Here is a 17,960-nt window from a genome sequence, read left to right as displayed (position 1 = left end):
GTGATAGAAGCTCAGTCCTCATCTTCATGCCAGCATTCAATCTCATATACTGGCTTCATTACATTTAATATACATGCTTTCAACCACACGTTTGTATATAGGACAAGCTTTATTTTTTATACTTTCGGCCGTCTTGCTGGACAGAATGAAGCTGGACCTTCCCGAATCCGAACGCGCATAAACACGGAGAAAAGCGTCCCTCGCCGCAATGGCTGCAGGGACGCTTTTTGCTTATCTTAAATTTTTACGGAGGATCTGGCGTATTGAATTTCACCGAGTCCGTTCACGGTATAGCTGCGATCATAGATGACGATGGCTGCCGGTGTCTCGGTCTCGTTGGTGACGGTAATGCTGTCCTCGGTTACGCTGACGTTGAGGCGGGCTCCCCGGAACATCACCTTGAAGGAGAATGATGTCCAGTGGGAAGGGATGAACGGGTGCAGCTGCAATGCGCCGTCCCTCACCTTCAGGCCGCCGAAGCCTTGAACGACGGACATCCAGGTGCCTGCCATGCTCGTGATGTGCAGGCCATCCTCGGTATCGTTATTGTAATTGTCGAGATCCAGACGAGCTGTGCGCAGGTACATTTCATAAGCCTTCTCCTGGTAGCCCAGCTCGCAGGCAATGATGGCATGCAGGCATGGCGACAGGGAGGACTCATGCACCGTCAGCGGCTCATAGAAATCGAAGTTGCGCTTCTTCGTCTCCAGGTCGAACTGGTCGCCCAGGAAATAAATCCCCTGCAGCACATCGGCTTGCTTGATGAAGCAGGAGCGGAGAATCCGGTCCCAGGACCAGTTCTGGTTCAGCGGCAGGTCCTCTGGCTTCAGGTCTTTGACCGGGATAATCTCCTTGTCGAGGAAGCCGTCCTGCTGCAGGAAGACGCCGCGCTCTTCATCGTATGGATAGTACATATTATCGATTATTTCATTCCACTTGGCGATCTCCTCGTCCTTCAGCTCCAGCTTGCCGATCAGCTCCGCATAGCGGTCCTGTTCATGCTCTTCCAGGTAGCGCATGACCTCCTGTGTATATTCCAGCGTCCAGACTGCGATCCGGTTCGTGTACCAGTTGTTGTTGACGTTGTTCTCGTACTCGTTTGGTCCGGTAACCCCGAGCATGACGTATTTGCCCTTGTCTTTGGAGAAGTTGACGCGCTCCTCCCAGAAGCGTGAAATTTCGACGAGCACCTCCAGACCGTATTGGCCGAGATACGACTTATCGCCGGTATAGTTGACATAGTTGTAGATCGCGTAAGCAATGGCGCCGTTGCGGTGGATCTCCTCGAACGTGATTTCCCACTCGTTATGGCACTCTTCGCCATTCATCGTCACCATCGGATAGAGGGCGCCTTTGGTAAAGCCCAGCTTGCGCGCATTCTCCTTCGCCTTCTCCAGATGCTTGTAGCGGTAAATGAGCAGGTTGCGGGCAATGCTGGAATCCGCAGTGCTGAGATAGAACGGCAGGCAATAGGCTTCCGTATCCCAGTAGGTGCTGCCGCCGTATTTTTCCCCTGTAAAGCCCTTAGGCCCGATGTTCAGCCGGTCGTCCTCGCCAGTGTAGGTCTGATTCAACTGAAAAATATTGAAGCGAATTGCCTGCTGCGCGGACTCGTCGCCTTCGATGATAATGTCGCTCTCGCTCCATTTCGCGGCCCAGGTATCGACCTGCTCGCGAAGCAGCGCGTCGAACCCGGCTGCCTTGGCTGCGCCTAGCGATTTTGCGCCTGCCTCTACCAGCTGGCCCAGGCCATAGTTACGGGAAGTGACGTTGGCCACGTATTTGTACAGGGTGATCTGCTCCCCGGCGAGTGCCTCGACCGCCACTTCACTGGAGACGAATTTGTCGCGCTCCTCCAGGGCAGGAGTAAGCTGCAGCTTGCTGCCGTCTTTGAAAACCTCAAACGCCATCACCGAGGTGACATGGAAATCCAGCTTCTTCGTCTTCAGCGTCAGGTAAGACTGCTCTGCGCCTGCTGCCTTCTCCACCTCTAGCCAGAACTTCTCGTCATAGTTCGAGTCTTTGTTCTGCACGTCTCCGTCCAGGTAAGGGACAAGGCGGATTGTACCGCTGAAGTTCAGCGGGGTAATCGCATAGCGAATCGCTCCGATTTCATGGCGGGCCATGCTGACGAAGCGCAGCGCGTTCACCTGGAGCTGCTTGCCATCCTCGAGCTCCGCTATGAAGCGGCGCGACAACGTGCCTTCCTTCATGTTCAGTTCGCGCACGAAGTCGCGGACCTTGCACTTCGCCAGATCCAGCTCGAGGCCGTCAAGAAATACATTGATCCCGATCCAATTCGTGCTGTTCAGCACTTTGGCGAAATATTCGGGATAGCCGTTCTTCCACCAGCCGACGCGTGTCTTGTCCGGGTAATAGACCCCGGCCATATAGCTGCCCTGCAGGGAAGAGCCGCTGTATTTCTCTTCGAAGTTGGCGCGCTGGCCCATGAATCCGTTGCCGATGCTGAATATGCTTTCGGATATTTCATGTGTCGACGGATCGAAGGACTCTTCAATGATCGACCATTCATTGATTTTCAGATATTGTTTCACGATAACCAGACTCCTTTAATCATATGATGAAATAGTATTGCTCTTTCATTTCGGGTTGGCAGCACGGCAAGGCGGGCTAATGAGCCATGCTGACGTACGATGCAAACGCGCTATGCGAATGCGCATGCTAGAGCGCTATGCTGGCGAGCCATGCTAATGCATCATACAGACGTACGATGCAAACGCGCGATGCTGACGAGCCATGCTAACGCACCATGCTAACGCACCATGCTGATGAACCATGCAAACACGCCATGCTGCTAACGCGCCATGCTCAGTTCCTTCAAGCGCTCTACCGTCATTTCCCGGAGCGAAGGGATCACCAGCTCGGCCGTGCCCAGCGTGTCGGGCGAGCCGATTCCGACGCAGCTCATGCCGGCCCGGTGCGCCGCTTCAATCCCGGCTTCAGCATCCTCGAAGACGACGCACTGCCCCGAAGGGACGGAGAGGGCCGCTGCTCCCAGTAGGAATACCTCTGGATCGGGCTTGGCATTCGTCGTATGCGTCCCGTCGATGATCGCATCGAAGTAGGGGGTCAGGCCGGTATTGTTGAGAATCGTCATTGCGTTCCTGCTGGCCGACCCGAGCGCCGTCTTCAGCCCGTTTTCCCGGCAGGCTGCGAGGAATTCCAGGGCACCAGGCAATATTTCCGCAGGATCCATTTTGGAAATGGATTCGAAATACCAGTTGTTTTTTCGCTCGGCAAGCTCATCCTTTTTGGCGTCATCGAACTGCAGGCCGCCAATGCTGAGCAGAATGTCCAGGGAAGCCATGCGGCTGACCCCCTTGAGCTTCTCGTTATCCTGCTCGGTGAATGTGAATCCCAGCTCATCAGCGAGCCGTTTCCAGGCAAGGTAATGATATTTGGCGGTGTCGACAAGGACTCCGTCCAGGTCAAAGAGACATGCTTTGATTGAGGTCATAACCTCTCCTCCTTAGCGCAAACGTTTGAACAAAATGTCAAAAAATAAATGAAGCAGCAAGGCTTCAAATATTGTAAAGGGGACAGAGCTTCAGCGTGAGAGCATGAAGCCCTATCCTTGAAAGCTAACAGCTTCATCATTCTGCTTCAACATTCTCCGCTTATGGGCGGACGGAATGGATAGATGATTCACGGATCATCAATCGGTGCGGAATGATCTGTCGCTTCGGGTAGGAAGCGTCCTGGTTGTTCTTGATCGACTGGATCAGTACCTGGGAGGCGGTATATCCCAAGTTGTAAATACCGATATCCACGCTGCTCAGCGGCGGCGTTGACAATTCCGATAGCGGGATATTGTTAAAGCTCACCAGACACAAATCCTCAGGCACTTTGTATTTAAGCTCATGCAGGCCGCGCAAAATCCCGAAGGCGACGACATCATCGATCAGGACGAGGGCGGTCGGCCGATTCGGAAGATTCATGAAGAACGACATAGCCCGATAGCCGCTTTCCTGCAGAAATTCACCTTCAACGATCCATTCGGGGCGGGACTCCAATCCGGCATCGGCAAGAGCCTTCATGTAGCCCTTCAGCCGGTCCTTCGAGACGACAAGCTCCGGCGGTCCGCTGACGAAGCCGATTCGTTCATGTCCTAGTGAAATGAGATGCTTTGTGGCATCGTAGGATGCTTGAACATTGTCGGTATCCACGGACAGAATGTCGGGATATTTGTCGCTCCGTCCGATCAGGACGAACGGATGGCCATGCTCCTCCAGGAAATCAATGACCGGATCGTCCGTTCTGGAATAGAGCAGGATGACCCCATCGACCCTGCGTCCGTTAAGCAATCTGGAGACGCCTTCAACCTCTTCCTTCTCATTGGCCCCCGAGCTGATAAGTACATCATATCCCAAACGGCTTGCCTGGGTGACGATGCCGCGGATCAATTCCATAAAGAAGTAATTCGAGAACAATTCTTCGGCCGATTTCGGGAGCATGATGCAAATGCTGTTCGTCGTCTTGGACACCAGGCTCTTCGCCATAATGTTGGGATGGTAGCCAAGCTGCTCCATAATGGCTCTTACTTTCTGGGAAGTCTCCGTGCTGATTCTTGGATGATTGGACAGCACCCGGGACACGGTGGAGGGAGATACTCCGGCCTTTCTTGCAACGTCTTTAATGGTTACAGCCATAATGACCTCCTGTGGAACCGTTTGCTTACACTGTAATCTTAATCCAAAGGCTAGCGAAAGTAAATAGATAATCCCCGATAAAGTATCAGATTCAGAGGCATTAGGATGATAAATGACGAGACATTTCCAAATTCCGGTTAAAAAAATGATGGAAGCAAATATAAAGGAAATTCGGAGAAATCGAGAGATAAAGCGAGGAAAAAAACTAAAACCTGCAATAAACGGTCAATGCAAACGTTTTAATTAAGTTAAACGCTTAAGTTATATTGTTAGTGCAGATACAGCGCTTACATATTTTTCGGGAGTCATACAAGGAATTTTTCACCCCGTGTTGGTAACGTTTGCGCTTTGAAGCTTGAATGCACACTGTGCGCAGCTCCGAGCGAGGTATTGTGCTGCATAGTGGGAGAAGGTTGAACAGAAATTGAAATGCTGGAAAAAGACACAAGGGGGGTGCGCATTAGCAGCCGTCAGCTTTGAGGCAATTTACGGTTCAAAAATTCTATGACAGCGAAAGGAGCTATTGCTTATTATGGGTGTTCAAAAGTCATTTCGTATCGTGGCGCTAAGTCTAGTCCTGCTGATGCTGGTTAACCTGCTTGGGATCGGTCAGGCGTTCGGCCAAGCTGATCTGCGGTCATTACCGGTCTCCCAGCAAGGAATGCAGAACCAACAGGAGCAGGGCCCTCTGTTTCGTCAGGACGGTTCTGCAACTGCCACCAGAGTCACAGAACAGGAGCAGAGCCCTCTTTTTCATCCAGATGGGTCTGTAACCGTCACCGGAATTACGGAGGCGAGGAAGCTGTACGTGGTGGGGAGCTTTGCCGCATCCCGCTGGAATCAGTTTATAGAAATGACGGCAGTAAGCTCTTACATCGAGAATGGAACCCGAATGAATGTGTATTCATACACTATTCCGAAAACGGATTTTATCGCGAATAAAGGCGTCGTCGAATATAAATTTTCGACAGTGGACGGAGATTGGAACGCTTCTTACGCCGATCCCCGCAATGCGTCCAGGATTAGTGTGAACTCGGCGATTCATAGCTTGAGCATACGGGACGATGCCGGGCACTCGCCTGGAAAAGAAGTCGTCAAAGGGCAAGGCCTGGAGCTGCGGGCAGTTAGAATTCTCGCGGATGGCACGGCCGAGGATTTGACGGACCATGCAGTCTGGTCATCGAGCCAGCCGTCCGAGATTTCGGTTGTCCGCGGCAAGGTGGAGGTTGCCGATCACGCGGCAGCTGGAGCAAGCACGGTCATATCGGCCGTGTATGAGGATATGATTACTGAGCTCGATTTAAAGGTTGTCGATAGGATTCTGGCCAGCCCGGTTATAAATGGAGACGGGACCGTAACCTTCAACAACAATACCCATACCGGGAACGAGCTGTATGTCATCGGATCGATGAACGGCTGGTCCCCGGAGAAGAGCGAGGCCATGGCGAAGGATGGGGCAGGGGTATTCTCGGCCACGATGGCCTTAGCACCAGGCTCTTATCCGTACAAATTCAATTCGAGCCGCGTGCAGTGGGAGGATGATTTTACGGATCCGCTAAATCCTCTGCAACAGGATGGCAACTCCGTCGTACATGTTCCAGGCATCCAAATCGGGGTGCCGGATACCGCTGCCAAGGGGAGCTCCCTAGAGCTAAAGGCAGCGCTTGTCCGATCCGATGGGACGGCGGACAGCGTCTCGCCGCAGTGGTCGCTTAAGGAGAGCGGCTTGGCCGGGATTACGATAACCGGGGGCAAGCTGGTCATCGCGGATGATGCAGCGGCAGCGAAATTTACGATCGTTGCTGAGCATGCGGGATACCGCAGCGAGAAGGAGCTGACGGCGGCCTCGGGCCTATACACCTTCAATCTGCATTACTTCCGCCATGACGGCAGGCAGAGCGATTGGAATATGTGGATTTGGCCGGAAGGGAAGGATGGAAGCGGCTATCCGTTTACAGGCGTGGATGCTGAAGGCTTTGCAGTCGGTACTTATGCATCCGTCTTGCCAAAAATCGGCGTCCTCACGCGCTTGAGTGTTCCCGGCAATGACTGGAGCGCACAGGAGATGGACCGCAAGGTGGAAATGCCTGAAGGACAGACCGAAGTTGACGTATACATGGTGGAGAACGACCCGAACGTGTATTTCACTAGGCCGGATACTTCGTCTAAGTTCAGCGCCGTTATGGCCGACGGTCTGGATACATTGATCGCTGAAAGCAGCAGCGCCTTAACAGAGGATGATGCAAGCACGGTGCAGCTGACGGATATTACCGAAGGAAACCGCAAGCTGTCTGTGAGTGCTGCTAAGCTGAGCGACCGCAAGCTCAGAATTACGTTGAATGATCCGCAGGAATTTGATGTTACTCATTTGTATACGCTGCAGACGGCGAATTTAGCGCCAACTTCAGTTACGATGCGTAAAATTTTGGATGATCCGTCTTTTTACTACGCTGGGAGCGACCTTGGGTTAACTTATGCGCCGTCAGGCAGCACGTTCAAGGTATGGGCTCCTACCGCAGCCCATGTCAGCGTGTCGCTGTACAGCAGCGCGGGCGATTACAACAGGAACGGCCTGGTCACCGATCATTCGGGCGGGAGAGAGCATGCGCTGAGCCGTTCGGCAAATGGCGTCTGGTCGGGCACGGTGTCTGGCGATTTGAAAGGTCAATTCTATATGTACAAGGTCGAGTTTGCGGACGGAACGGTCAACTATGCGGTAGATCCGTATGCGGCGGCTGTGTCGGCGAACGGTCAGCGTACCGCCATTATCGAGCTTAAGGATACGAATCCCGCGGCATGGACGCCGGAGAAGAAGCCGCAGCTCGTCGAGCCTACCGATGCGGTGCTGTATGAGCTGCACATTCGTGATTTCTCGATCAGCCCGGATTCGGGAATGGCACATAAAGGGAAATATAAGGCTTTTACGGAGAGAGGAACAACGACTTCCCAGGGTCTTCCTACGGGCATCGATCATCTAAAAGCACTCGGCGTTACGCATGTTCACCTTCTGCCGGCCTATGATTTCAAGACGGTGAATGAACTGGCAGTGGATGATCCGTCCTCCGATGCTCCGAAATACAATTGGGGTTATGATCCGCAGAACTACAATGTTCCCGAAGGGTCCTATTCCAGCGATCCCGGGGATCCTGCTGCGAGAATCCGCGAATTCAAGGAGATGGTTCAGAGCCTGCATGACGAGGGCATCGGAGTCGTTATGGATGTTGTGTATAACCATACTTTTTCGATTGAAGACGGCCCTTTCAACAAAATCGTCCCGGGCTACTATTACCGGACAACAGATGCGGGAACCTACTCCAATGCAACGGGCGTTGGTAATGAGATTGCCTCGGAGCGGCCGATGGTCAGCAAATATATTCGTGATTCCGTAAAATATTGGGCCGAGGAGTACGCGGTGGACGGCTTTCGCTTTGACCTCATGGGCCTGATCGATATCGACACGATGAGAAGCGTGGCAAGCGAGCTGCATCAGGAGGTGGATCCCGGCCTGATCCTGTACGGGGAGCCGTGGGATATGGGCCCGACCCCGCTGCCGCAGAGCTTGAAAACGATCAAGGGAACACAGCGCCATCTAGGATTTGCGGTATTTAACGACGATGTCCGCGGCGCGATCAAAGGGGACAGCGACGGCGCCGGCAAAGGCTTCGCAACGGGCGAGCCCGGTCAGGAGGCGGCCGTGGTGACTGGGGTCAAGGGAGCGACGGATTCTTTTGCGGCTAAGCCTTCGGAAGCGGTCAACTATGTTACCGCCCACGACAATTTGAATCTTTGGGATAAAATCATCAGGACGCAGGGGCTGGACGCCGATCTCGGCATGCTGAACATCCGGGACGGCGTGCTCGAAGGCGGGGGAAGCATCGAGGATGCGGTGGCTGCGGCGCAGCCGTATAAATACGTCGGAACCGGAGAGGACGTGTTCGATAACGAAACCGTGAGGCGTTCGCTTCTGGCCAACGGGATCGTGCTGACCTCGCAGGGGGTGCCGTTCCTGCATGCGGGGGATGAGCTGCTGCGCACCAAGTACGGCGATCATAACAGCTATCGCAGCCCGGACGCGATCAACCAAATTCGCTGGGACAACAAGGGTGATTTTAGCCGAATATTCGATTACTACCAAGGCTTGATCGAGCTTCGCAAGAGCCATCCGGCCTTCCGGATGAATTCCAAGGAAGCCATTGCGAAGCACCTGCAGGTGACGAAGAGCGATGGCAATATCGTGTCGTTTCAATTAACCGATTATGCGAATGGGGACACCTGGAAGAACATCGTCGTCATTTACAACGCTAACAAGACGGCCGAGACCGTGAAGCTTCCAGGCGATTCAGCCTGGAATATCGTGGTCAATGACCGGGCGGCGGGGACGGCGAAGCTGGGAACTCCGGTAACCGGCAGCGTTCAGGTTGCCGGATTGTCGATGATGGTGCTGTACGACGAGGAGACCGTGTACACGCCGGAGGTGGGCAGGATTGACCTGACTCCGGATGCTTTGGGGCTGGAACCAGGCATGAACCGCTCGCTGACGGCCGTCGTCCGCGACCAGAAGGGCAGCCCGATGACCGGGGCAAGCATAAGCTGGAGCACTTCCGACAGCAGAATTGCGGCCGTAAATGACAGAGGGATAGTCACTGCCAAGGCAGAGGGGACGGCAACGATTACCGCTGCTGTCGGCCAGATTAGGGCTGAGGCTGTCGTGCAGGTCGGCACTTTGCACCCTACAACGCTGGAATTGTCGGGGGCGAACGAAGTTTATGCTTCCCAGTCTACAATATTAACTGCAGTGCTGAAGGATCAATTTGGCCAGATGCTGAGGGGCAAGACGCTGGCTTGGAGCAGCTCGGACACCTCCATCGCAACTGTAAGCGGTATGGGGGAAGTAACGGGGCTTAGACCGGGGAGCGTTACGATCACCGCCCGGATCGGCGGGCTTATGGCGGAGAAGCGGATCCAGGTTCTGCCTTTTGAGAAAAAAACGGTACAGCTTCGCTACACACGGCCCGATCAAAATTATGAGGACTGGAATCTGTGGGTTTGGGGTACCGGCGGCGTGAGTGATGGTCAGGTGAATTTCACGGTTCGGGATGGCGCTGCTATAGCGAACATCGAGACTGCGCCGGACAGCAGCTCTGTCGGCTTTGTCATCCGCAAAGGCACGGACTGGAGCACGGCGAAGCAGGATATTCCCGATGACCGGAGCATTCCGCTCGGAGCCGGGCAGACCTTTGTGAAGGTGAATGTGCAGAGCATGGTCATGGAGATTGATATTTTGCCCGAGGTGAGCGGGCCGGCGTTGAACGACGGGAACATTGTTTTCTACTACCGGGATGACGATCTGTACCGGCAGGACGCCATGCATACGATATCGGCCGTGAAGCTGAATGTGTCCCCTATGCATGGTGCGAATGCTGTTAACCATGCCAATGATGTAAATGCTGCAGATGCTGTGCGTGATGTAAGTAATGCAAGAGATGTAAGTGATGCAATTAAAGCAACTGATGGAAGTGATATAAGTGATGTGAGTGATGTAACTGATGTCACTGAAGCAATTAATGCAACTGATGGAAGTGACGTAAATAACGTAAATAACGTAAATAATGTGAACAGCACGAACAACACAAACAACACAAACAACACAAACAACACAAACAACACAAACAACACAAACAACACAAACAACACAAACATAACGAATGATCTGTATGTTTCAAATACTGCGAATGCTGCGCATAATGTACAGAGTTATGACATGGTGTATGATTCGAAAAATGAATACTTCGTCTATACTTTGAAAAATGTGGAGCCAGGCAAGTATTATTACGATTTCACGGTTACGCGCCATGGCCGGGATTCCATCGTTCTGGATGAGAAAAATCCGCTGCGCGAAGGCGGCCGTTCCGTGATCGAGTTCCGGAGGCCGGAGCTGCATATTCAGGCAGAGATCTCTCCTGCCAGCTTGAACGGAGCGGTTGCTTACCACGAAAACGCAGTTCTGGCGCTGAAGATAGCCGGGGATGAGGGCATCGGGCTGCGTGAGGCTTATGCAGATTTGCGGGAGCTTGGAGGCGGGGCTAAAGAGGCCATCGATCCGCAGCTGTTGGAACGGACGATCTCCGTATCTGACCATGTTCCGGCTGGTGCCAAGACGATTGGAATTACGGTTGTTGATGAATACGGTAACAAGCACCAGGGTGAAGCTGAAATTACAGTGAGAGCGAGAACGGGGAACTCGCCGCTGGATTTCGATTGGGATGAAGCGAGAATCTATTTCCTGCTGACGGACCGCTTTTACAACGGCGACCCTGGCAATGACAATCCGAACGGGATTCCGGGAAGCTATGATCCGTCACAGCCGGAAGCTTATCACGGAGGAGATATTCGCGGAATCATCGAAAAGCTCGATTATTTGGAGCAGCTGGGGATCAACACGATTTGGATAACGCCGATTGTGGACAATATTGATTTTGATGTACGTCACGGTAAAAATGGTCCGCAATTTGGCTATCACGGCTACTGGGCGAAAAACTTCGAAGCCATGGATGAGCATCTTGGCGATATCGACGATTTCAAGGAGCTCATTGACAATGCTCATGACCGCGGCATTAAAATTATGGTCGACGTAGTGCTGAACCATGCTGGCTACGGCATGAAGCAGGGCGATCAGGCGCCGGGGATTCCCGGGTATCCGACGGCGGTAGAGCAGGAGCGATTTGCCGGGATGCTGCGCGATGGCGGAACGGACACGGTTCGCGGTGAACTGGCCGGATTGCCGGATTTTAAGACGGAGGAAGCCGAGGTCAGAGATAAGCTGATTGAATGGCAGGTCGCTTGGCTGAACAAGGCACGTACCGATCGCGGAGACACGATTGATTACTTCCGCGTGGATACGGTGAAGCATGTCGATGAGACGACATGGATGGCCTTCAGGAACGAGCTGACGAGGGCGAAGCCAGATTTTAAGCTGATCGGCGAGTACTTTGGGGCATCTCCGGGCAATACCGGTGGAGTTTTGGGGAATGGACAGATGGATTCGTTATTGGATTTTCAATTTAAGGAGAAAGCCAGGGATTTCGTGAACGGCCAGATCGATAGCGTGGAATCTTACCTGCAGCTGCGAAACGGATTGCTGACGAGCGATAGGACGTTTGGGCAGTTTTTAAGCAGCCATGATGAGAGTGGATTCCTGTCTCACTATGTGGACGGGGACATCGGCAAGCTGAAGGTAGCGGCAGCGCTGCAAATCACGAGCAAAGGCCAGCCGGTAATTTACTACGGTGAGGAATTGGGGCAATCGGGTGGAACGGCAGGCGACATGGATCTAGGCGAGTTTAGCGGGAATCGGGATGATATGCCTTGGCATAAAGTTGACAGACGCGATGCTGAGGCAATGGATATCCACGATCACTATATGAAGCTGCTGCGTATTCGCGCGAAGCATTCGAAGGTATTTTCCAAGGGAACGAGGACGAAGCTCAGCGGATCAGACGCTGGCGGGTATGTCATCTTCTCCAGGACGCATGGGGATGACACGGTGATCGTCGGATTGAATACGAAAGCGGAGGCAGCCGAGGCCGAGTTCAAAGTGCCTTTTGCCGCGGGAACGATCCTGACGGATGAGTACAGCCAGAGCAAATACACGGTCTCAGCTGGCGGCAACGTGTCCGTGACCATTCCCGGCAAGGATCAAGGCGGAACCGTCGTACTGTCCGCCCCGCGTGCAGGGAAACCGCAGGAGCCTGGAAACGGGGATTCCGGCTCTTCGCCATCTACGCCAGGCGGCAGCAGCGGCAGTGGCAGCGGCAGTGGCAGTGGCAGTGGCAGTGGGGGAGGCAATGGTTGCGGAGAAAATAATGGCGGCGGAGGAAGCGGCAATCCCGGGGGAAGCAGCGGTGCTGGAGGAAGTAGTAGCACTGGAGGCAGTAGTAGCACTGGAGGAAATAGTAGCACAGGAGGGAGTATCAGCAGCGTCGGCGGGAATGGCCGTTTGGATGCCAGCTGCGGTACTGAGGCGAACCACGGCGGAGATGAAAGCGATGACAGCGGCGACATAGGGCAGCCTGCGAATGTACAGATTGTAAAAGCCCCGGTTGCGGAGAATGGCCTAGTCACAATCATAGCCGAGCCAGGCAAAAGCAAAATCCAACTGCCCGCAAACGCCGCTGCGCTGAACGGCAACAACGGACTCAGATTTAAGACGGAGTCATTCACGTTAGATGTATCCGCCGCTGTGGTAAAGCAGCTAATCGGCCTGATCCCGAGCAGCACGCAGAATGATGCGTTGAGTGGACATGGGGGCATAAACCAGGTTAGTGCATCAGGTGGATATGAGGGCACAAACCAGGGTGGTGCATCAGGTGGCCATGAGGGCATAAGCCAGGGTGGTAAATCAAGTAACTATGGGAGCATACTCCAGAAAGGTACATCAAATGGCCATGCGAGCATAATCCAGAATGGTCTAACGAGTGGTGCATCGGGCAGCATATTGAGCGGTATACCGAGCAGCATATCCGGGGGCATACCGGCCAGTATATCTAGCGGTGATTTAGGCCATGGGCTAGATAATGTCGACTATATGGCTTTGGAGAACGCCAAAATCGTTTTCTCGTTCCGGACTTTGGCGGATGAGGAAGGACGGAGGCTTTTAGAGCTGGCAGAACAGAGGGAAGGAGCAGCCCTGACGGTACACGGAAAAGTATATGAACTGGCACTGTATGTTGTGGCAGGCGATGGAAAAGCATTGGCTCCCGATAAGTATTCTACCCCTCTGTATATACACTTTAATATGGATGCAGCAGCACCAGATGCAGCAGCTCGAGATGAAGCAGCAGCGGCTATAGGAGAATTGCATGGGATGCTGGGCATATACCGCTTTACTGACGAAGGTATGCTTCAGTATAAGGGGGCAACCCGCTCGGAGGCGGGATTGTCAGCGGAGCTGAACGCATTAGGCAAGCTTGCGCTCGTAAGCTATAACAAAATATTCAGTGACGTTCCTTCAAACCATTGGGCAAGCGATGTGATTAAACAGTTGGCTGCCCGGCAGATTATTATTGGAGTATCGGAGGATGCGTTTGCACCTTCAACAAGCGTGACGAAAGCGGAATTTACTGCAATGCTCGTCCGGGCATTACACGCTGAGAATCAGGCGCTGTTGAAGCAACAGCTAGAGCATGAGTTTTCAGCTAGCGTGATTTATCGTGACGTTCCTACCTCAGCGTGGTATGCTGATGCGGTTGCAGCCGCCGGTGCAACTGGTATTGTAAAAGGGCGTACCGATGGCACATTTGGCAGCCATGATGCAATTACCCGAGAGGAAATGGCTGTTATGCTAATTAGAGCCTATACAGTAATGAATGACGATCATGGCAAGAACAGTCCGGATGGAATTGGGAAAATTAACGGTACTGTTGATGCAAATGGCACTATCGACGGGCAAAAAATAGAGGCAGACTCTATTCGAACAATATCTGCCGCATTTAAGGATGGCGATAGTGCTGCTCCTTGGGCACAGCAGGCAGTGTCGGAAGCAGCGGCTTTAGGCCTTCTGAACGGCAAAGGCAGCGGTCTTTTTGCACCGAAGGATCAGTTGACCCGCGCAGAAAGCGCACAAGCTATTTGGAATCTCCTGCAGTATTAAACAGCAGCATAACAAGAGACCCTTGAGCGGGATTGTCCTGCTCAAGGGTCTTTTTAGTAACGTGGATACTCGTATCAGTTACTTGCTGTGTATAGTTTGGGATAGCGCTAATTGGCATAGTACCGCTAATATTTTGGTGGGCTAGTTTGTAGATGTTACTGGAGTTGCTGCTGGATATGTTACTGTGCCTGTTGTTGTTCCTGTTACTGATGACATATTGCTGATCCTGCTGATGTACGTGTTACTACGCGTGTTACTGGACATGTTGCTGGAGTTGCTACTGGATATGTTACTGTGTCTGTATTTGTTCCTGTTACTGATGGTATATTGCTGAGCCTATGGATGTACGTGCTACTACGCGAGTTTCTAGACATGTTACTGTGGTCTGTATTTGTTCCTGTTACTAATGATATATTACTGATCCTGTTGATGTACGTGTTACTACGCAAGTTTCTAGACTTGTCGCTGGAGTTGCTACTGGATGTGTTATTGTGTCTGTTGTTGTTCCTGTTACTGATGATATATTGCTGATCCTGTTGATGTACGTGCTACTACGAATGTTACTAGACCTGTCGCTGGAGTTACTACTGGATGCGTTACTGTGTCTGTATTTGTTCCTGTTACTAATGATATATTACTGATCCTGTTGATGTACGTGTTACTACGCAAGTTTCTAGACTTGTCGCTGGAGTTGCTACTGGATGTGTTACTGTGTCTGTATTTGTTCCTGTTACTGATGATATATTACTGATCCCGTTGATGTACGTGTTACTAGCAAGTTTCTAGACAAGTCGCTGGAGTTGCTACTGGATGTGTTATTGTGTCTGTTATTGTTCCTGTTACTGATGATATATTGCTGAGCCTATGGATGTACGTGCTACTACGCATGTTACTAGATATGTCGCTGGAGTTGCTACTGGATGTGTTACTGCGGTAGTTGCTGGCTGGTGATTGATTAATGTTACTGAGCATGCTGCTCCACGTGAGCTTACTGTTGTACGCGTTACGTTTCTAACGGACCTAGAATCCGCTATATTGCCTAAAATGTAGTTTTTTTGGACCTAACGGACACTGGTTCCGCTATTATGGTGAAATCATCGAAAAAGACACGGAAAAAAGCCCAATAAGGGCTTCTGAGTCCGTTAGTATCGGAAAATGGCGAGTTTTTGGTAAATAGCGGATTCTCTGTCCGTTAAGTCAGTCACTAGCCTTTCAATGGTATTGTTAGCCCGTGCCCTAGTCCAGCGCATGCATGGTCGACTTGACCCGGTGCCCTCAAGTCCAGCCGACGCCAACTAGTGGCCCTGGAGAGTAAGCCAGTTCGGGTTAATAGTGGCCTAGGAGCAAGTGTTGCTGTCGCCGGACAATCTTGCCCTGCTAATCACCAACGCCCTCGCGTCCCGCCCCAGCGCCGTAGCGCAGCAAGGCGCTGCCTGTACAGGCAGCGCCCCGGGCGCCTATCTCGCTCTCGTCAAGATGGCATAGCCGTAGGCTGGCAGCTTGACGGAGAGCGTGCCGCGCTGCGTTGGCCATTCACGGCCGTCGAACGCGCTTGCCCAGGCCTCGCCGCCGGCTTCGACCTGGATCGTCTGGCCGGTGCTGTCGTTGTTCAGCAGCACGAGCACAGATTGCTCGCCCAGGCGGCGCTCATAGGCCAGCTTGCTTCCTTTTGCCTCCGCCACGAGGAAGTGGATGGAGCCGGTACGGAGCGCAGGCAGCTCCTTCCTAATGGCGATCAGCTTCTGGTAGAAGGCGAACAGATCGAGATCCTGCTTGGCGGGATCCCATTCCATGCATTTGCGGCAGCCGGGATCCTGGTCGCCGTCAAGGCCGATCTCATCGCCATAGTAAATGCACGGCGTGCCGCTGTAGGTGAACAGAAGAATCGCGGCCAGCTTCATCAGGTCCTTGTTGCCCTCGCAGAGCGTGAGAAGGCGCGGCGTGTCGTGGCTGTCCAGCAGGTTGAAGGCCACCTCGCTTGCCTGCTGCGGATAGCGGGACAGCTGTTTGCCGATCGCATTCGCATATCCTGCCGAGTCGAGGGAACGGCGGACGATGAAATCCAGCACAGCCTCGGTGAACGGATAGTTCATCACCGCGTCGAATTGGTCGCCCTGCAGCCAGCCGGACGATTCATGCCAGATTTCGCCCAGAATGTAAGCATCCGGGTTGGCTTTTTTCACAACCTTCCGGAAATCCCGCCAGAACTGATGGTCAACCTCGTTGGCGACATCCAGGCGCCAGCCGTCGATTCCAGCCTCTTTGATCCAATATTCAGCAACCTTCAGCAAGTATTCCTTGACCTCGGGGTTCTCCGTGTTCAGCTTGGGCATATGCGGCTCAAAAGAAAACGTATCATAGGTCGGCACTCCGTCCTTGACCTGCAGCGGGAATTCATGGACGACGAACCAGTCCTTGTAGCGGGACTTCTCGCCTTTTTCCAGGACGTCGACGAAGGGGGCGAACGTTTTGCCCGAATGGTTGAAGACTGCATCCAGCAGGACGCGAATACCGCGTTCATGACATGCCTTGACCAGCTTCTTCAGCGTCTCCGTATCCCCGAAATGCGGATCGACCTTCATATAATCGGCCGTATCGTATTTATGATTGGTGGTAGCCTCAAAAATAGGCGTGAAATAAATCGCGTTAATCCCCAGCTCACTCAAATGGTCGAGATGATCGATGACCCCTTGCAGATCCCCGCCAAAAAAGTTATGCCGCTCCGGCTTGCCGCCCCAAGGCAGGACGTTCTCCGGGTCCAGGCTCGGGTCGCCCTTGGCGAAGCGCTCCGGGAAGATCTGGTAGAATACCGCATCTTTAACCCATTCCGGCACGCTGAACACATCCGCCGGATTGATATAAGGATAGTCAAACAGCCGGTCCGGGACGGCCGGGCGTTCCTTGGAAAATTCGCTTTCCGTCATCCAGACTTGCTCCTCGCCCTTTTGCAGCAGGAATCCGTATTTCAAGCGGCGGTAGGGCGGCTTGACGGTGCACGCCCAATAGTCGAACAGCTCGTCGGAGGCCATTTTGGACATCGGAATTAATTCCTTGCTCTGATCCCATATGTATTTGTCGCCGGTATAGGCATAAACATGGGTAAGGTCATCTTTTTTGGCCCGCAGGCGAAGATGGATCGTCTCCCGGTCGTAGGCATAGGACCAGTTCAGTTTGGGACGGTGGTAGACAGCTTCGAGTAGCATGAATGATTCCTCCTAAACATTGAGTGATATGAGCACAGAACCCGCGCGTAATTAATGGGTTAAGTATGGATCGAAACACGGTAATTCTATACTCCAAACGAGTGATTCTCTTATCCGCTGGCAATCCGCGGGGAAAGACAGAGGGCGGCTAGCTAAAAAAGGCACACCAAGGCTAAATTCAGCAGCCGAGGATGTACCCTTTAGAGAACAGCGCCTTCAGTTTGTATGGTTGAAATGCAGCGTCAGCAATGAATTAACCGCATTCATGGATGGATTATAGCATTGTTCAAACCATTGCACAAGTCATAAAAAAACACCTGAAATTTTGACGCGGGTAAGACGCGGCTAATAGATTTGATTAACCAAGAAGGGCTGAATATACCGCATTATATCTGGTTTTGTAGCTGCTGTGAACTACTGCAAAGCAAACTTTACCCC

Annotated in this window: 5 protein-coding genes; 1 reads left to right on the top strand and 4 read right to left on the bottom strand. The window is 52.7% G+C overall.

The window, feature by feature from the left end:
• Positions 1–236 precede the first annotated feature (236 nt).
• The 3 genes from BN2762_RS09270 to BN2762_RS09260 form a co-directional block, all read right to left on the bottom strand.
• On the bottom strand, positions 237–2,555 hold the full coding sequence (locus BN2762_RS09270) for a glycoside hydrolase family 65 protein (protein ID WP_055106734.1): 2,319 nt from the start codon (positions 2,553–2,555) through the stop codon (positions 237–239).
• A 260-nt stretch (positions 2,556–2,815) separates the two neighbouring features.
• A complete protein-coding gene (gene pgmB / locus BN2762_RS09265; protein WP_055106733.1) occupies positions 2,816–3,478 on the bottom strand; it encodes a beta-phosphoglucomutase in 663 nt (220 codons plus the stop codon).
• Positions 3,479–3,638: 160 nt separating this feature from the next.
• A complete protein-coding gene (locus BN2762_RS09260; protein WP_055106732.1) occupies positions 3,639–4,670 on the bottom strand; it encodes a LacI family DNA-binding transcriptional regulator in 1,032 nt (343 codons plus the stop codon).
• 532 nt (positions 4,671–5,202) lie between these two features.
• Here BN2762_RS09260 and pulA point away from each other — a divergent pair.
• Positions 5,203–14,319, top strand: a complete 9,117-nt coding sequence (gene pulA, locus BN2762_RS09255) for a type I pullulanase (RefSeq protein ID WP_055106731.1) — start codon at positions 5,203–5,205, stop codon at positions 14,317–14,319.
• 1,457 nt (positions 14,320–15,776) lie between these two features.
• Here the strand turns inward: pulA and BN2762_RS09250 are convergent.
• On the bottom strand, positions 15,777–17,522 hold the full coding sequence (locus BN2762_RS09250) for an alpha-glycosidase (RefSeq protein WP_055106730.1): 1,746 nt from the start codon (positions 17,520–17,522) through the stop codon (positions 15,777–15,779).
• Between the last annotated feature and the right edge of the window lie 438 nt (positions 17,523–17,960).

It is taken from the genome of Paenibacillus ihumii (genome assembly GCF_001403875.1).
GTDB lineage: Bacteria > Bacillota > Bacilli > Paenibacillales > Paenibacillaceae > Fontibacillus > Fontibacillus ihumii.
The sequence above is the reverse complement of the archived record's forward strand: the minus strand, read 5'-3'. Positions and strand labels throughout refer to the sequence as shown.